This window comes from Methylobacterium sp. Gmos1 (assembly GCF_053764715.1).
The window spans coordinates 122,650-136,065 of record NZ_JBSNCC010000004.1 but is presented as its reverse complement, the minus strand read 5'-3'; the positions used below and the strand labels follow the sequence as shown (position 1 = coordinate 136,065).

At 72.7% G+C, this 13,416-nt stretch carries 16 protein-coding genes; 8 read left to right on the top strand and 8 right to left on the bottom strand.

The features are described 5' to 3' along the window. The first annotated feature begins 73 nt into the window (after positions 1 to 73). The 3 genes from ACS5PV_RS09780 to ACS5PV_RS09770 all read left to right on the top strand — a co-directional run bounded on the left by ACS5PV_RS09780 (position 74) and on the right by ACS5PV_RS09770 (position 2,419). A complete protein-coding gene (locus tag ACS5PV_RS09780; protein ID WP_455395148.1) occupies positions 74 to 1,123 on the top strand; it encodes a lysylphosphatidylglycerol synthase domain-containing protein in 1,050 nt (349 codons plus the stop codon). Then, complete coding sequence (locus ACS5PV_RS09775; protein WP_455395147.1) at positions 1,120 to 1,959, top strand: class I SAM-dependent methyltransferase; 840 nt, start codon at positions 1,120 to 1,122, stop codon at positions 1,957 to 1,959. The genes ACS5PV_RS09780 and ACS5PV_RS09775 overlap by 4 nt, the downstream gene beginning before the upstream one ends. 118 nt (positions 1,960 to 2,077) lie before the next feature. Beyond that, positions 2,078 to 2,419: a hypothetical protein gene (locus ACS5PV_RS09770; RefSeq protein ID WP_455395146.1), complete on the top strand. Its 342-nt coding sequence runs from the start codon at positions 2,078 to 2,080 to the stop codon at positions 2,417 to 2,419. 57 nt (positions 2,420 to 2,476) lie between these two features. Here the strand turns inward: ACS5PV_RS09770 and ACS5PV_RS09765 are convergent, their stop codons facing one another. The 3 genes from ACS5PV_RS09765 to ACS5PV_RS09755 all read right to left on the bottom strand — a co-directional run bounded on the left by ACS5PV_RS09765 (position 2,477) and on the right by ACS5PV_RS09755 (position 4,342). After that, positions 2,477 to 2,743, bottom strand: a complete 267-nt coding sequence (locus ACS5PV_RS09765; protein ID WP_455395145.1) for a hypothetical protein — start codon at positions 2,741 to 2,743, stop codon at positions 2,477 to 2,479. A gap of 75 nt (positions 2,744 to 2,818) precedes the next feature. After that, positions 2,819 to 3,646 (bottom strand): phasin family protein, encoded by an 828-nt coding sequence (locus tag ACS5PV_RS09760; RefSeq protein ID WP_455395144.1) that lies wholly within the window; start codon positions 3,644 to 3,646, stop codon positions 2,819 to 2,821. A 309-nt stretch (positions 3,647 to 3,955) separates the two neighbouring features. Further along, positions 3,956 to 4,342, bottom strand: coding sequence for a phasin (locus ACS5PV_RS09755; protein WP_455395143.1), 387 nt, complete (start codon positions 4,340 to 4,342; stop codon positions 3,956 to 3,958). A 486-nt stretch (positions 4,343 to 4,828) separates the two neighbouring features. Here ACS5PV_RS09755 and ACS5PV_RS09750 point away from each other — a divergent pair, with 486 nt between their 5' ends. Beyond that, entirely contained in the window at positions 4,829 to 5,236 is a 408-nt protein-coding gene (locus ACS5PV_RS09750) for a hypothetical protein (protein ID WP_455395142.1), read from the top strand. Positions 5,237 to 5,533: 297 nt separating this feature from the next. Here the strand turns inward: ACS5PV_RS09750 and ACS5PV_RS09745 are convergent, their stop codons facing one another. The 3 genes from ACS5PV_RS09745 to ACS5PV_RS09735 form a co-directional block, all read right to left on the bottom strand. Beyond that, entirely contained in the window at positions 5,534 to 5,881 is a 348-nt protein-coding gene (locus ACS5PV_RS09745) for a hypothetical protein (RefSeq protein WP_455395141.1), read from the bottom strand. A 192-nt stretch (positions 5,882 to 6,073) separates the two neighbouring features. Beyond that, positions 6,074 to 6,958 (bottom strand): HpcH/HpaI aldolase/citrate lyase family protein, encoded by an 885-nt coding sequence (locus tag ACS5PV_RS09740; RefSeq protein ID WP_455395140.1) that lies wholly within the window; start codon positions 6,956 to 6,958, stop codon positions 6,074 to 6,076. An 86-nt stretch (positions 6,959 to 7,044) separates the two neighbouring features. Then, positions 7,045 to 7,935: an N-formylglutamate amidohydrolase gene (locus tag ACS5PV_RS09735; RefSeq protein ID WP_455395139.1), complete on the bottom strand. Its 891-nt coding sequence runs from the start codon at positions 7,933 to 7,935 to the stop codon at positions 7,045 to 7,047. A 215-nt stretch (positions 7,936 to 8,150) separates the two neighbouring features. Between ACS5PV_RS09735 and cpdR the strand changes: the two genes are divergently transcribed. The 4 genes from cpdR (at position 8,151) to ACS5PV_RS09715 (ending at position 10,326) form a co-directional block, all read left to right on the top strand. Continuing rightward, positions 8,151 to 8,507, top strand: coding sequence for a cell cycle two-component system response regulator CpdR (gene cpdR, locus ACS5PV_RS09730; RefSeq protein WP_048427828.1), 357 nt, complete (start codon positions 8,151 to 8,153; stop codon positions 8,505 to 8,507). A gap of 70 nt (positions 8,508 to 8,577) precedes the next feature. Next, positions 8,578 to 8,835: a glutaredoxin 3 gene (grxC, locus tag ACS5PV_RS09725; RefSeq protein WP_455395138.1), complete on the top strand. Its 258-nt coding sequence runs from the start codon at positions 8,578 to 8,580 to the stop codon at positions 8,833 to 8,835. 61 nt (positions 8,836 to 8,896) lie between these two features. After that, on the top strand, positions 8,897 to 9,736 hold the full coding sequence (locus tag ACS5PV_RS09720; RefSeq protein ID WP_455395137.1) for a carbon-nitrogen hydrolase family protein: 840 nt from the start codon (positions 8,897 to 8,899) through the stop codon (positions 9,734 to 9,736). 113 nt (positions 9,737 to 9,849) lie between these two features. Then, the gene (locus ACS5PV_RS09715) at positions 9,850 to 10,326 is read left to right on the top strand and encodes a DUF1178 family protein (RefSeq protein ID WP_455395136.1); all 477 of its coding nucleotides are present in this window, start codon (positions 9,850 to 9,852) and stop codon (positions 10,324 to 10,326) included. 13 nt (positions 10,327 to 10,339) lie between these two features. On the opposite strand, the gene ACS5PV_RS09710 is transcribed toward ACS5PV_RS09715, so the two are convergent. Together ACS5PV_RS09710 and ACS5PV_RS09705 are read right to left on the bottom strand one after the other, a co-directional pair. Further along, complete coding sequence (locus ACS5PV_RS09710; protein ID WP_455395135.1) at positions 10,340 to 12,523, bottom strand: cation:proton antiporter domain-containing protein; 2,184 nt, start codon at positions 12,521 to 12,523, stop codon at positions 10,340 to 10,342. Positions 12,524 to 12,974: 451 nt separating this feature from the next. Then, a complete protein-coding gene (locus ACS5PV_RS09705; protein WP_455395134.1) occupies positions 12,975 to 13,268 on the bottom strand; it encodes a hypothetical protein in 294 nt (97 codons plus the stop codon). Between the last annotated feature and the right edge of the window lie 148 nt (positions 13,269 to 13,416).

The window sequence follows — 13,416 nt, the reverse complement described above, 5'->3', positions numbered from 1 at the left end:
GCGACGGGCCATCCTTGCGGTCGCCCGCAGGGTCGGGCAGAAGCGCGCGAGAACTGGGGACGCGACGACCGCGATGAAGAAAGTCAAAGAGTTCATCTGGCCGGTCATCGGCCTCGGGGCCGTCGTGGTCTCGGTCTACCTGCTGTGGCACCTGCTCAAGGGCCTGTCCTTCGCCGACGTGAAGGCGAGCCTGGCGGCGATCCCGCCGCACCGCTACGCGCTCGCGATCCTCTCGACCCTGGTCGCCTACGGCGCGCTCGCCTGGTACGACCGGATCGCGCTGCTGCATCTCGGCGTGAAGGGCATCTCCTGGCTCTTCGTGTCGGTGTGCTCCTTCACCACCTACGCGCTGTCGCACAACATCGGCGCCTCGGTGTTCTCCGGCGCCGTGGTGCGCTACCGCGCCTACACGTCGAAGGGCCTCACGCCGGCGCAGGTGGCGGTGCTGGTGGCACTGTGCTCCTTCACCTTCGGCCTCGGCACGGCCTTCCTCGGCGGCTTGGTGCTGGTGCTGGAGCCCGAGCTCCTGCAGCGCGTCGCGAGCCTGCTGCCGCCGGTGCTCGCGAGCCCGACCACCGCCCGCCTCGTCGGCTTCGGGCTCCTCGGCTTCGTCGCCCTCTACGCCATCGGCTCGATCCTGCACTTCCGGCCGCTGCACATCCGCTCGTTCAAGATCGAGTATCCGCGCCCCAACATCATGGCCCGCCAGCTGATCGCGGCGCCGCTCGAGCTGCTGGGTGCGGCCGGCATCATCTACTTCGCCCTGCCGGAGGCCGGCAATCCGGGCTTCCTCGTGGTCCTCGCGGTGTTCCTCGCCTCGTTCTCGGTGGCGCTGGTCTCCAACGCGCCGGGCGGCATCGGGGTGTTCGAGCTCGTCTTCATCACGGCGATGCCGGACCTGCCGAAGACCGACGTGCTCGCCGCCGTGCTGATCTTCCGCCTGTTCTACCTGCTCGTCCCCTTCGCCCTGGCGATCGGCGTGGTGCTGCTGTTCGAGCGCGGCCGCCTCGCCGAGGCCCTGCGCAGCAAGGCGAAGTCGCCCGCCGCCGTGCCGCCGCCGCCCGTCGACGGCCCCGGCATCACCCCGGACCTGCGCGACATGACGGTGCGCAAGGCCGGATGAGCCGCCTGCGCCGCGCCGGGCTCGGTCTTCGCACCCTGCTCGGCCTGCCGGCGGGCGGCTTCCTGATCCCGTACCGGCACGCCGGTGCGGCGCGGGCGGAGGGCTACCCGGCCCTCCGCCCGATCTTGTCCGGGGCCGAGCCCGCATTCCGGGCGGTCCTGGCGGCGATCGAAGCGCACGCCCCCGATCTCGACCGGATCGCGGCGGGCGGGCCGGGCCTCGTCGGCGAGCGGCCGGCGCGCTTCACCCAGGACTGGTTCCCGCGCCTCGACGCCGCTGCCGCCTACGCGCTGGTGCGCCGCGAGCGGCCCCGCCGCATCGTCGAGATCGGCTCGGGCCATTCCACCCGCTTCCTCGCGCAGGCTGTCCGGGACGGCGATCTGTCGACCGCGATCACCTGCATCGACCCGGCGCCCCGCGCGCCCCTCGCCGGCCTCGGCCTGCGCCACGAGGCGCGCCTGTTCGGGCCCGCGGACGCGCAGGAGGCGGCGTCCCTCGGGCCCGGCGACGTGCTGTTCATCGATTCGAGCCACGTCGCGATGCCGGGCACCGACGTCGACCGGCTCTTCCTCGACGTGCTGCCGCGCCTCGCCTCCGGGGTCATCGTGCACCTGCACGACGTGTTCCTGCCGGACGCCTACCCGCCGGAATGGGCCTGGCGCGGCTACAACGAGCAACTGCTCGCCGGCGCGCTGCTTCAGGGCGGCGCCTACGCTCCGCTCTTTGCCAGCCGCTACGTCGCGGTCCGGACCGGGTGGCCGCTCGACGGCGTGCTCGCGCGGCTGCCCCTGCCGCCGGGCGCCTTCGAGACCAGTTTGTGGCTGCGCAAGGCGTGAGATTTTCCGGGCGAATCGCTCGAATGCCACCGATCGGGTGCGATGCCGGATTAACGCCGGAGGGCCATCATCATCCCCGGATCTGGCCGCCGCTCGCGGCCGCGAGGGGAAGACGGATATGCGTACGGGTCTGATGCTCGGTCTGGTCGCCGTCGGGATCGTGGCGGCCGTGCCCGCCGAGGCGCGGGGCCGGCGCGGCGGCGGCGGCGTGTTCTTCGTCTCGAGCCGCAGCCACGCCGCCCCGGCCGAGACCTCGCCGGCCCGGGCGCCTGCCGCCGAGCCGCGGACCTACGTGGCGGCGGCCGATGCGGGCGGGTCGGAGCCGATGACCACCGGCGCCACGGTGGCGGCCGTGCGGCCCGCGGCGGCCCCGGCGCCCGTTCGCGCCCCGGTGCCGGTGCGCCCCTGGTGCACCGGCCGGGTGTTCGGCTCCGGCGCGGGCTTCTGCGCCATCAACTAGCGCGATGAATGTCGGCGTTCCCGCGCGACCGGTCGCGCGGGATCGATGCCGGGTCCCTCAGTGGCCGCTGGTGCCGGCCGGAGCGGACAGGCGCTCGACGTTGTTGCGGACGTGCTCGCGGTAGCGGTCGATCACCGCCTCCGGCGTGCCGCCGCCGAGCAGGGTGCCGGTCGCCTCCAGGGCCGCGCCGATCTTCTCGCTCACCATCCTCTGCGCCTCGACCTGTCCGGCCAGGCCGCCCCAGGCGAGCTTGACCATGCGCAGTTCGATGACCCGCTGGGATTCCATGGCGAGCATCGCGGTCGCGTACCAAGCATCCAACATCCTGGTTTCCTTTGCGTTTTGCAAATCGCAGGGAGCCGGGCCGGCATCCGTGGACGGAGTCCGGCCCGGATCGGATCAGGCGGCGCGGGCGCGGGCGCGGGGCACCTTGAACGCCGGGAAGCGCCCCATCCGGCGGGCGAGGTCCTGCCAGCAGGCGAGCGCCGCATCGACGGCCCGGCTCATCTCGGCGGCCTGGAGCTGCGCGAGGTCGCCCGGGGTGCGGACCGCGAGCGCGGCCTTCCAGAAGGCGAGGGCCGCTTGGCTCTCGCCCTGGAAGAAGGCCACCAGCCGGCCGTTGATCTCGATGAGACCCTGCATCGCCGCGAGCGGGACCTCGTCCCGGTCCTTGGCGCCGGGACCGTCCGACGCGTCGGCGGTCGCCTCGGTAACGGGCGGTTCAGCCGTCGCCGGAGCGGTATCCTGAGGGGCCGGGTCCTGTGCCGGATCCTGGGCCGGGTCCTGCTCGGTCTCGGAGGCAGCGGCTTCCGCCGCGGGCGCCTGAGCGACGGATCCGTCCTGAGCCACAGCCTCCGCGGCGACCGGCTCCTCGGCGGCGGGCGCCTCGACTGGAGCGTCGTCCGACGACGCGTCGGCCTTGGTCTCGGCCTCGTCGGCGGGCGCCTCGGCAGGCTCTGCGGTCGCCTGCTCCGGCTCGGCGACGGGCCCCTTCGGCGCGTCCTCGGCCGCGGCGGTCGGGGCGGTGCCGGGCTGTTCGGCCCCCGCTTGCTCCAGCTCGGCGGAGGTCTCGTCGCTCATCGCCTCGTCGGACGTCGTCTCGGCCGCGGTCATCTCGCTGGCCGTCGGCTTGCTCGACTTGGCATGATCGTCCGCGCGTGCCGCCGTCCGGACAGGGGGGCGGCGGGGTGGCTTGCGGTTTCTGTCGCCGCGGCGCGTCGTGGTCATGGCTCGGCCTCCTCGGAGTAGCGGGCGCCGCGTCCCTGGCGCGTCGCCCGGCGGGCGGCCGCCCTCGCCCGATGCGGGGGCGGACGCGCGAAGCCGGCGCGCCGGCAGGCTCGTCCGGGGCACCGGCAGGTCGGCGCGGACGAGGCCGCGCGGCCGATCGACGGCGCAACGACGCGCGCCGCCGGTCACATTCTCCCGTCCGCGGGCGGTCGGCGGATCGCGGGTCTCTCGCCCGCGCCGCGACGGCCGGCCCGGTCTTCCGGTGCGGGGCGAAGCCTCGCCCGCGACGAAATCCGGGCCTCGGCCGGGTTACGCCTTGGCCTGGGCCTTGTTCAGGTCGGCCTTGATCGACTCGGACAGGGTGGCGAACTCCTTCGCCTGGCTCTGGAGCGCGCTCATCTGGTTGCGCATGTACTCGCCCTGGAGTTCCAGCGCTTCCTTGACGTCACGGCTGCGGACCAGCTTCTCGGCGAGGTCGAAGGTCGCGGTGGCGTGCTGCTCGGTGTAGTCGAAGCCGCGGGTCACGGCGGCGCCCATGCCGGTCTGCGAGGTCTGGGTCGAGGACTGCACGGTCTCGGCGAGCTTGCGGGCGGAGCCCAGGAAGGTGCCGAACGCCGTGCGGGCGTTCTGGACGCCCTTCTCGGCGAAGTCGCGCATCTCGGACGGGATCTCGAAGGGCTTCTGGGTGCTGCTCATGGGCGTTGCCTCTGGCTCTCGCTACGCGCGCCGCCCGTGAGGATTTGTGCGACGCAGCAATCACGATGCTGCAACGCAGCGCAAGTGTCAACGGGGCGCATGTGATGCAGGCCTTGCGGAGCGGCGAGGGGGCGCGACCGCTGGAATGCCCCAGCACCTCGTCCCGGACGCCGGATCCGGCCGGCAAGTCGAGGGACTATCACCGGGGCTCGGATCAATCGGTTAACCGCCGTCCCGTTGCCGGGCCCGTCACCTGATGGCGATCTATGCTCTAACAATTCGGCGAAGATGCGGCCTTGGACGGGTTATCCGCCCGGATCCGGCCACGCGATCCGGCTCGTCACGTTTCGTTAAGGTTTTCGGCGACGAATCGCGGCAAGCTGGCGTTAACGAAGCCGGGTCATACTGCGGGACAGTCGTGATCCCGGGTTCGGGACATCCTCGGCTGCCGCTGGCAGCCCTACGAGTACCTGACGAGGACTGCCGATGCGTACCCTGCGGTTCCGCCCTCATCCCGCCATCCTCGCCGCCGGCATCCTCGGCCTCGGCACCCTGTCGGGCTGGGGCGCCTACGGCGTCTCCTCCTCGGGCAAGAGCGCGCTGCGGGCCCAGCTGGCGGAGACCGAAGGCCAGCGCGACGCGCTCGCCGCCCGCTTCAAGCAGTTCCAGGACGTCGAGGCCGAGCTGCGCGACCGCCAGGCCAAGATCGCCGCGGCGCGCGACGAGATCGCCCAGCTCGGCGCGACCCGCGACAAGGCCAAGGCGCAGCTCGCCGCCACCCAGCGCGACCTCGCCTCGCTGACCAAGCGCCTCGACGCGGCAAAGGACAAGGTGACCCAGACCGGCAGCATCACGCCGCCGGCCGCCGAGGCGGCCAAGAAGCCGGCACGGTAGGTCGGGACTGGCGGAGGACGCCGCATAGCTCCGGGCCCGGTCGGGCCGGATGATAGAATCGCCATTCTCGACGTCATTCCAGGGCCGCGAAAGCGGAGCCCGGGAACCATGGCCGCTGACGATGCAGGCCGAGGCGGAACGCGATCCGCTTCCTCCCGCGTCGGCGGTCATGGATTCCGGGTTCTCGCCTGTCGGCGAGCCCCGGGATGACGCAGGGAGTTGTCGATGTGGGCGCCAGATCGATTGGCTGGCCGATAAAACGGAGTGTCGCCTGGGACGAAGCCGAGACGCCAGAACTCAGGCCGGCACGAGTTCCGCCGCCTGCCGCGGGGATTGCAGCACCGTCTCGGCCTCGCGGCGCGACAGGCTCTCGACCAGGGCGGCCCAGCGCATGCCGACCTCGTGCCCGAGGGTGAGGCGGCCGGCCTCGTCGTAGCGGCGCCAGCCGCAGCGCGGCGCCCCGTCGGCCCCGACCTCGTCGTAGGTCTCGTATCGGGCCACCAGGCGGTCGTCGCCGTCGTATTCCTGGTGGAACCAGCACATCCCGAACACCCGGCCGCCGCGGCCGAGCATGCCGGCGCTCTCGAGCCGGTGCTCGCCGGGGATGCGGAAGATGGTCTCGAAGGCGGGAGGCGCGCAGCGCATGGGCATCTCCGTCGCAAGATCGATCGAGGGAGCGGCGCCGGCACGGACGGGGCGCCAAGTCGAGCCCGGTGGTGCCGGGCGGGCGGCTCCGGGAGCGCCCCCGGAGATCGCGCGTTAATTGTTCCTCAACAATTTGTGCGCCGCAACCACCCGGGCGTCAAGCCCGGATGACTCGCCCCGCGGGCGCGTGAATTACTGGCCCTTGGCGGCGATCGCCTCGGCCCAGGCCACCGAGCGGCGGGCCATCGGGATGTGCTGGCGCTCGAACATGCGGCCGTTGATCTGGATCGCGCCGCGCTTGGCGTTCTCGGGCCGCTCGTAGATCTCGATCACCGTGCGGGCGACCGCGACCTCCTCCTCGGTCGGCGCGAAGGCGGCGTTGGCGAGCGGCACCTGGTTCGGATGGATCAGGGTCTTGCCGTCGAAGCCGAGGATGCGGGCCTGCTCGCATTCCTCGCGGCAGCCCTCGACGTCGGAGAAGTTGTTGTAGACGCCGTCGAGGATGACCAGGCCCTCGGCGCGGGCGCCGGCGAGGGCCGTCATCAGCCAGGGCATCATCGGGGCGCGACCGGGCACGATCTGCGTCCAGGTGTCCTTGGCGAGGTCGTTGGTGCCGAGCACGAAGCAGGTGAGGCGGGTGCCGGGGTTGCGCCGCGCCGCGGCGATCGCCTGGATGTTGAGGATCGAGGCCGGAGTCTCGATCATCGCCCAGATCTTGATCTCCGGCGGGGCGTCCAGGGCCTCCAGCCGGTCGGCGATGCTCTCGAGCACCGCCGGGGACGAGACCTTCGGCATCAGGATCGCGTCGGGCCTGGCCTCGATCGCGGCGCGGAGATCCGCCTCGCCCCAGGGGGTCTGGGGGGCGTTGACCCGGATGATCAGCTCGCGCTCGCCGTAGCCGCCCTGGCGCACCGCGGCGCAGACCTGCTCGCGCGCCGTCTCCTTGGCCTCGGGCGCCACCGCGTCCTCGAGGTCGAGGATCAGGGCGTCGGCGGCCAGCGTGCGCGCCTTCTCCAGCGCGCGCTGGTTGGAGCCCGGCATGTAGAGCACGCTGCGGCGGAGGCGGAGGTCGATCATGGCGGGCGTTCCCTTGCGGTCGCCCCTGCTTTATGTCAGCGCGCGATTGCGTTGCAACACGCCAGGCATGCCCCGCGCCGCGCGCTCTACTCGGCGGCGATGCGGCGGGGCGCGAGGTCGAGGGAGGCGTGGCCGAGGGTCTCCGCCACCGCCGTCAGGGTCCGCGACAGGGCGTCGAAGCCGGGGCGCGGCACGAGCTTGCGCTCGTCCATGTAGAGGGCGCGGTTGACCTCGATCTGGAGGGCGTGGCGGCCGAGTGCCGGCTCGCCGTAATGCTCGGTGATGAAGGCGCCCGCATAGGGCTTGTTGCGCACCACCCTGAGCCCGTGCCTGCGGAAGGCGGCCTCGGCGCAGTCGACGAGGTCCGGCGCGCAGCTCGTGCCGAAGCGGTCGCCGAGCACCACGTCGACGGCGGGCCCCTCGTCGCGGGCGAGGCTGGTCGAGGGCATCGAGTGGCAGTCGATCAGCACCGCGTGGCCGAAGCTGCGGGCGGTGCGCGCCACCAGTTCCTTCAGGGTGCGGTGGTAGGGCTTGTACAGATCCTCGATCCGCGCCATCGCCTCCTCGACCGGCAGGCGGGCGCGGTAGATCTCCTGGCCGTCCGCCACCACCCGCGGCACCGTGCCGAGGCCGCCGGCCACCCGCATCGAGCGCACGTTGACGAAGGGCGGCAGCCGCCCGTCGAACATCCGCGGGTCGAGCTCGTAGGGCTCGCGGTTGACGTCGAGATAGGCCCGCGGGAAGGCGGCCTGCATCAGCGGCGCCCCCAGGGACACGACGGGCGCGTAGAGCCGGTCGACGAAGGCGTCCTCCGAGCGGCGCAAGGCCACAGCGTCGAGCCGCGAGGCGGCGACGAAGGAGGCCGGGTAGACCGCCCCCGAATGCCCGGTGTTGAAGACGAACGGCAGGGTCTGCCGCTCCGGCTCGTCCACCCGGAAGGGCGGCGTGAACAGGCTGGCGGGGGAGACCCGGCTCATCCGGCCGTCCGGCAGAGCGGGGTGGGACGTGTTCGCACCTTCATCCGGCTAATCTGGCGTCCCTTCGCCGGCCTGTCCACTGCTGCGAGGAAGCGACGGCGCGTTCAGAATCCGCCGGGGGAAACCGGCGCGGCGGGCCCGGCGTCAACACTCTGTTTACCACGCGGCCGCTTTATGGAATGAACGCACCGAATCGGTATCCGGGACTTTCGTTCATGAAGATCCTCCTCGCGGAAGACGACAACGACATGCGTCGCTTCCTCGCCAAGGCGCTCCAGAACGCGGGCTACGACGTGGCCTCGTTCGACAACGGGCTCTCGGCCTACAATCGCCTGCGCGAGGAGCCGTTCGAGCTCCTGCTCACCGACATCGTGATGCCCGAGATGGACGGCATCGAGCTGGCGCGCCGTGCCACCGAGCTCGACCCCGACATCAAGGTGATGTTCATCACCGGCTTCGCGGCGGTCGCGCTCAACCCCGATTCGAAGGCCCCGAAGGACGCCAAGGTCCTGTCGAAGCCGTTCCACCTGCGCGAGCTGGTGACCGAAGTCGAGAAGCTGATGGCGGCCTGACGCCGCCGCTGGCGCGGCCGTGCCCGGGCTCCTATATCGGGGGCCTTGCCAGCAGCGCGCGAGCCGACGGATGCAGCCGGTCACGATCTACACCACCAGCTGGTGCCCCTATTGCGCGGCGGCCAAGTCGCTGCTGCAGGAGAAGGGCGCCGCCTTCACCGAGATCGACGTCGAGGCCAAGGCGGGCGCCCGGCGCGAGATGATCGACAAGGCCGGCGGCCGCACCAGCGTGCCGCAGATCTTCGTCGGCCCGACCCATGTCGGCGGCTGCGACGACCTCTACGCCCTCGACCGCTCCGGCCGCCTCGATCCGCTGCTCGCCGGCTGACCCTCTGGCAGGGTCCGGCCGCCCGTCGTAAGCTGGCCGGGCCTTCCCGGAGTTCCAGCCCATGACCGCTCCCCGCTTCGTCGCCGCCTGCGTGCAGATGCGCTCCGGCCGCGACCCCGCGCAGAACCGCGACGCCGCGGTGGCGGGCATCCGCGAGGCGGCGGAGCGCGGGGCGCACTACGTCCAGACGCCCGAGATGACCTCGCTCCTCGAGCGCGACCGGGCGAGCCTGTTCCAGAAGATCCGCGCGCCGGAGGACGATGCGACGCTGGGCGCGCTGCGCGACGTCGCCCGCGAGCGGGGCGTCGTGGTCCATGTCGGCTCGCTGGCGGTGAAGAACGGCGACAAGGTCGCCAACCGCGCCTTCGTGATCGACCGCGAGGGCGCGATCGCGGCGGCCTACGACAAGCTCCACCTCTACGACGTCGACCTGCCGAACGGCGAGAGCTACCGCGAGTCCGCGACCTATACCGGCGGCGCCCGGGCGGTCGTCACCGACCTGCCCTGGGGCCGGCTCGGGGTCGCGATCTGCTACGACGTGCGCTTCCCCGCCCTGTACCGGGCGCTCGCCGAAGCCGGGGCCGAGATCCTGTCGGCGCCCGCCGCCTTCACCCGCCAGACCGGCGAGGCGCATTGGCACGTGCTCCAGCGCGCCCGGGCGATCGAGACCGGCTCGTTCATGATCTCGGCCGCGCAGGGCGGCCGGCACGAGGACGGGCGCGAGACCTACGGCCACTCGCTCATCGTCGACCCCTGGGGCCGGGTGCTCGCCGAGGCCGACGGCAACGAGCCCGGGGTGATCGTGGCCGAGATCGACATGGCCCTCGTGACGGATGCCCGCGCCCGCATCCCGGCCCTGCGCCACGCCCGGCCGGTGGTGGTCGAGGCCGCCCGCGCCTGACGGGCGCCACCTTCCGAGAGGGCATTTCCCTTGGCGCCGGATTTCCGCCACAAGGGGTGCCTCAAGCGTCGCAGGCCCTCGCAGCCGCGCGCCCGCCCCCCGATATTCCGGTCATGATCCGCTACGCCCTGTCCTGTGATTCCGGCCACAGCTTCGAGAGCTGGTTCCCGTCGAGCGATTCCTACGACGAGCAGGCGCGGGCCGGCTTCGTGACCTGCCCGTTCTGCAACAGCCCGAAGGTGGCCAAGCAGATCATGGCGCCGTCGCTCGGCCGCGCGGCGAATCTGCCGGCCCCCGTCGAGGCGCCGCCGAGCGCGCCCGCGGCGCCGGCCCCGGCCGAGGCGCCGGTCAGCCTGGTCTCCGAGCCCGAGCGGCAGCTGCGCGCGATGATTCGCGCCGTGCACGAGCACGTCGCCCGCACCGCCGACCACGTCGGCGAGAATTTCGCCGCGGAAGCCCGGCGGATGCATTACGGCGAGACCGAGCAGCGGGCGATCTACGGCGAGGCCAGCCTCACCGAGGCACGCTCGCTCCTGGAGGAGGGAATCGCGGTGCAGCCGCTGCCGTCGCTGCCGGACGACCGGAACTGAGGGCGGCTGCGGATCAGCTCGCCAGGAACAGCACCGAGCGGTCCGAGGCCTCCAGCACCGTCTCGGCCAGCGGCCCGAAGGCGGCGCCGTCACCGGCGCGGCGGGTGACGCCCATCACGATCAGGTCGTGGTCGCCGGCGCGAGCCCGGCGCAGGATCTCGCGCTCCGGCGTCCGCGTGGCGCGCACCTCAGCCCGCGCCCGCAGGCCCGCCCGCTCGGCGAGGTCGAGCACGTCGCGCAGGGCCGATGAATCGCTCTCTCCCAGGCCGGTGAGGCGCCGGCGCGCGCCGGCGGCCTGCGACAGGAACAGCACCGTCAGCGGCGCGCCCGCGCCGCGGGCGAGCGTCACGGCGATCTCGGCCCCGCGTCGGGCGGCCCGGGTACCGTCGATCACCGCCAGGATCGACAGGGCGGCGCGCCCCGGATCGTCGCGGTGGGCGCCGCGCGCCGCCGCGATGGCGAGGGGACCGTCGAACCGCTCGGCCGCGCCGGCGACGGCGTCGGCAAGCCCGCCCTGTGGCGCCACGGTCGGGTCGATGCCGACGATCAGGAGGTCGTAGCCGTTGGCGGCCTCCTCGGCCACCGCCTCGGCGGCGGGCTCGGCCCGGACGAGCTCCGTCACCTCGACCGCGCCGGTCTCCTCGTCGCGCGCGCCGTGCGCGGCGTCCGCCACGGCGCCGGCCAGGATCGCACGGTCCCCCTCCGGTCCGAGCCGCACCACCGTCACCGGCATGCCGCGCGCCCCCGCGACGAGGCCGGCGATCCGGGCGGCGAATCGTCCCTTCGGGCCGTCGTCGGCGGCGACGAGCAGGCGCTCGAGATTGGCGACGAAGCCGCGTTCCTCCGCCGCCTCGCGCTCCAGCCGCGCCTTCTCTTCGCCCTTCAGCGGCAGGCGGTGGAGCGCCCAGCGCAGGGTCGGCGGCATCGCGAGCGTGGTGAGCAGCGCCATGGCGACGATCATCGTGAACAGGTCCTGGCTCAGCGCGCCCATGCCCAGCCCGATCGAGGCGACGATCACCTCGGTCGAGCCGCGGGCGTTCATGCCGCAGGCGAGCGCGAGCGATTCCGGCCGCCTCAAGCCCCCGAGCAGCCCGCCCGCGAAGGCGCCGGCGAACTTGCCGAGGCTCGCGATGGCGATGAGCCCGAGGGTGAGGAGCAGCAGGCGCGGGTCGCGCAGGATGGTGAGGTCGGCGCTCAGGCCCGCGAGCCCGAAGAAGATCGGCGCGAACAGCGCGGTCACGACGCCGCGCAGCTGCTCGTCGATGCGCCGCGTCAGGATCGGCGACTGGCCGACGAGGAGGCCGGCGACGAAGGCGCCGAGCACGGTGTGCACGCCGATCGCTTGCGTGATGAGCGCCAGCACGCCCATCAGCACCAGGATCGCGGTGATCACCGCGGCCTCGCTCCGCAACGAATCGTTCGCCCAGCGGATCAGCAGGAAGACGAGGCGGCGCCCGACCGTGAGGCTGAGGCCGAGGAAGACCAGGGTGCCGGCGAGGCTGCGGCCGACCTCCCACGGATCGATGGTGCCGGCCCGCGCCAGGCTGAAGATCACCGCGATGATGACCCAGCCGATCGTGTCGTCGATGATCGCCGAAGCGACGATGACCTGGCCGACGTTGCGGCGCAGGAAGTCCATCTCGCGCACCACCATGGCGACGATCTTGACCGACGAGATCGCCAGCGCCGTGCCCAGGAAGAGCGCGGTGACGAGGCGCAGCTCCGGGCGCGGCAGCATCGCCTCGGGCAGGAACCACCCGAGGAGGAAGCCGCAGCCGAACGGCACCGCGACGCCGGTGACCGAGACGCTGAGCGCCGCGCGCCGGACCTTGCGCACCAGGGCGAGGTCGGTCTCCATCCCGGTCATCAGCAGGAGGAGCAGGATCCCGAGCTGGGCGATGCCGTCGAGGAGCGCCTTCTGGTCGTGGCCCGGCGGAAACAGCCAGTGTTGCGCCTCCGGCCACAGCGCCCCGAGGCAGGAGGGGCCGAGCAGGATGCCGGCGAGCAGCTGGCCCATCACCGCCGGCTGACCGACGCGCAGCATCGCCTCGCCGAGCAGGCGCCCGACGGTGAGGAGCAGCACGATCTGGACGATCAGCACGACCTCGGACGGCCCACCGCCCGAGCCGATGCCGGCGGCCTGCGCGGCGCCGGCGGCGAGGAGCGACACGGCCGTGAGGAGGAGCGCTGGCCTCACGCGGCGGGCCCGGCGGGCGGAGACGAGGGGAGGGCGGAGGGGCGCCTGGTCTCTCGCACGCGGATCTCTCGTGTCCTCTCGCTTCGAGCGAGCGTCAACCGGGGGCCGCTTGGCCGGTTCCGCGCGGCGGGGGCGGCGTCGAAGCCGGCCAGCGGAGTATCGCTCGAAGTGCAGCACGCCCCCCACCCCGCGCGGATGGTCGGGCTCGCTCGATGTGGCTTTGCGAAGCCCCGTGCCCGCCTCGGCTCGGCGGGCCGTCGGTTCGGACGCAGCCACCGTCTCGGTGCTGCCGCTCGATGCCGGCCGTTCGCTCGTGCGCATCACGTCGGGAGCCCGACCGACGAGAGAAGCCCCGCCGTGGCGGGGCCGGGCGGGGCGTGAAGTCGAGGTCCAGAGATCGGCAAGGTAGCGCCGGTCACGGGGCCGGCGCATCCTCCATTTGCGGGAGCAATCAGGCGTGCGGGCGGGCCCGGCGCCGCGGCATCGCCCGCGCCGTCGCGGCCGGGGCGCAGCGCTGCCAGCCCCAGTGCTCGTAGGCCGTCGCGGCGCGCGATTCGCACCAGCCCTGGCGGCGCAGAGCCGCGGCGTAGCGGTCGCGGTTCTCGCAGGCCTGGTTGGCCAGCGGCGAGGCCGGCAGGGCGCAGGCCGCGTCGGCCTGCTGCCAGCGCGCCACCGCGTCGTCGGCGGCGAGGGCGGGGGCGGGGAGCAGCAGAGCTAGGACGAGGAGCGAACGCAGGGACGGCATCACGCGGACCTTCGGTGGAGTGCAGGACGATCGACGCGGGGTGACGGATGACGATCGATCATGGCGGTGTTCGGGTGGTTTCGCACAGTGGGGTCAAGAAGAAACCGCACCCTGCCATCAGGCTTAATCCTTTCGGTCGGGTTCTTCC

Excerpts from the sequence above, each read along its gene's own strand:
- ACS5PV_RS09765 (WP_455395145.1), bottom strand. The coding sequence starts at position 2,743 with ATGTTGGATGCTTGGTACGCGACCGCGATGCTCGCCATGGAATCCCAG.
- ACS5PV_RS09720 (WP_455395137.1), top strand. The coding sequence starts at position 8,897 with ATGACCGCTCCCCGCTTCGTCGCCGCCTGCGTGCAGATGCGCTCCGGC.
- ACS5PV_RS09740 (WP_455395140.1), bottom strand. The coding sequence starts at position 6,958 with ATGATCGACCTCCGCCTCCGCCGCAGCGTGCTCTACATGCCGGGCTCC.
- ACS5PV_RS09745 (WP_455395141.1), bottom strand. The coding sequence starts at position 5,881 with ATGCGCTGCGCGCCTCCCGCCTTCGAGACCATCTTCCGCATCCCCGGC.
- ACS5PV_RS09770 (WP_455395146.1), top strand. The coding sequence starts at position 2,078 with ATGCGTACGGGTCTGATGCTCGGTCTGGTCGCCGTCGGGATCGTGGCG.
- ACS5PV_RS09760 (WP_455395144.1), bottom strand. The coding sequence starts at position 3,646 with ATGACCACGACGCGCCGCGGCGACAGAAACCGCAAGCCACCCCGCCGC.
- ACS5PV_RS09775 (WP_455395147.1), top strand. The coding sequence starts at position 1,120 with ATGAGCCGCCTGCGCCGCGCCGGGCTCGGTCTTCGCACCCTGCTCGGC.
- ACS5PV_RS09780 (WP_455395148.1), top strand. The coding sequence starts at position 74 with ATGAAGAAAGTCAAAGAGTTCATCTGGCCGGTCATCGGCCTCGGGGCC.
- ACS5PV_RS09735 (WP_455395139.1), bottom strand. The coding sequence starts at position 7,935 with ATGAGCCGGGTCTCCCCCGCCAGCCTGTTCACGCCGCCCTTCCGGGTG.
- grxC (WP_455395138.1), top strand. The coding sequence starts at position 8,578 with ATGCAGCCGGTCACGATCTACACCACCAGCTGGTGCCCCTATTGCGCG.
- ACS5PV_RS09705 (WP_455395134.1), bottom strand. The coding sequence starts at position 13,268 with ATGCCGTCCCTGCGTTCGCTCCTCGTCCTAGCTCTGCTGCTCCCCGCC.
- ACS5PV_RS09755 (WP_455395143.1), bottom strand. The coding sequence starts at position 4,342 with ATGAGCAGCACCCAGAAGCCCTTCGAGATCCCGTCCGAGATGCGCGAC.
- ACS5PV_RS09750 (WP_455395142.1), top strand. The coding sequence starts at position 4,829 with ATGCGTACCCTGCGGTTCCGCCCTCATCCCGCCATCCTCGCCGCCGGC.
- ACS5PV_RS09715 (WP_455395136.1), top strand. The coding sequence starts at position 9,850 with ATGATCCGCTACGCCCTGTCCTGTGATTCCGGCCACAGCTTCGAGAGC.
- cpdR (WP_048427828.1), top strand. The coding sequence starts at position 8,151 with ATGAAGATCCTCCTCGCGGAAGACGACAACGACATGCGTCGCTTCCTC.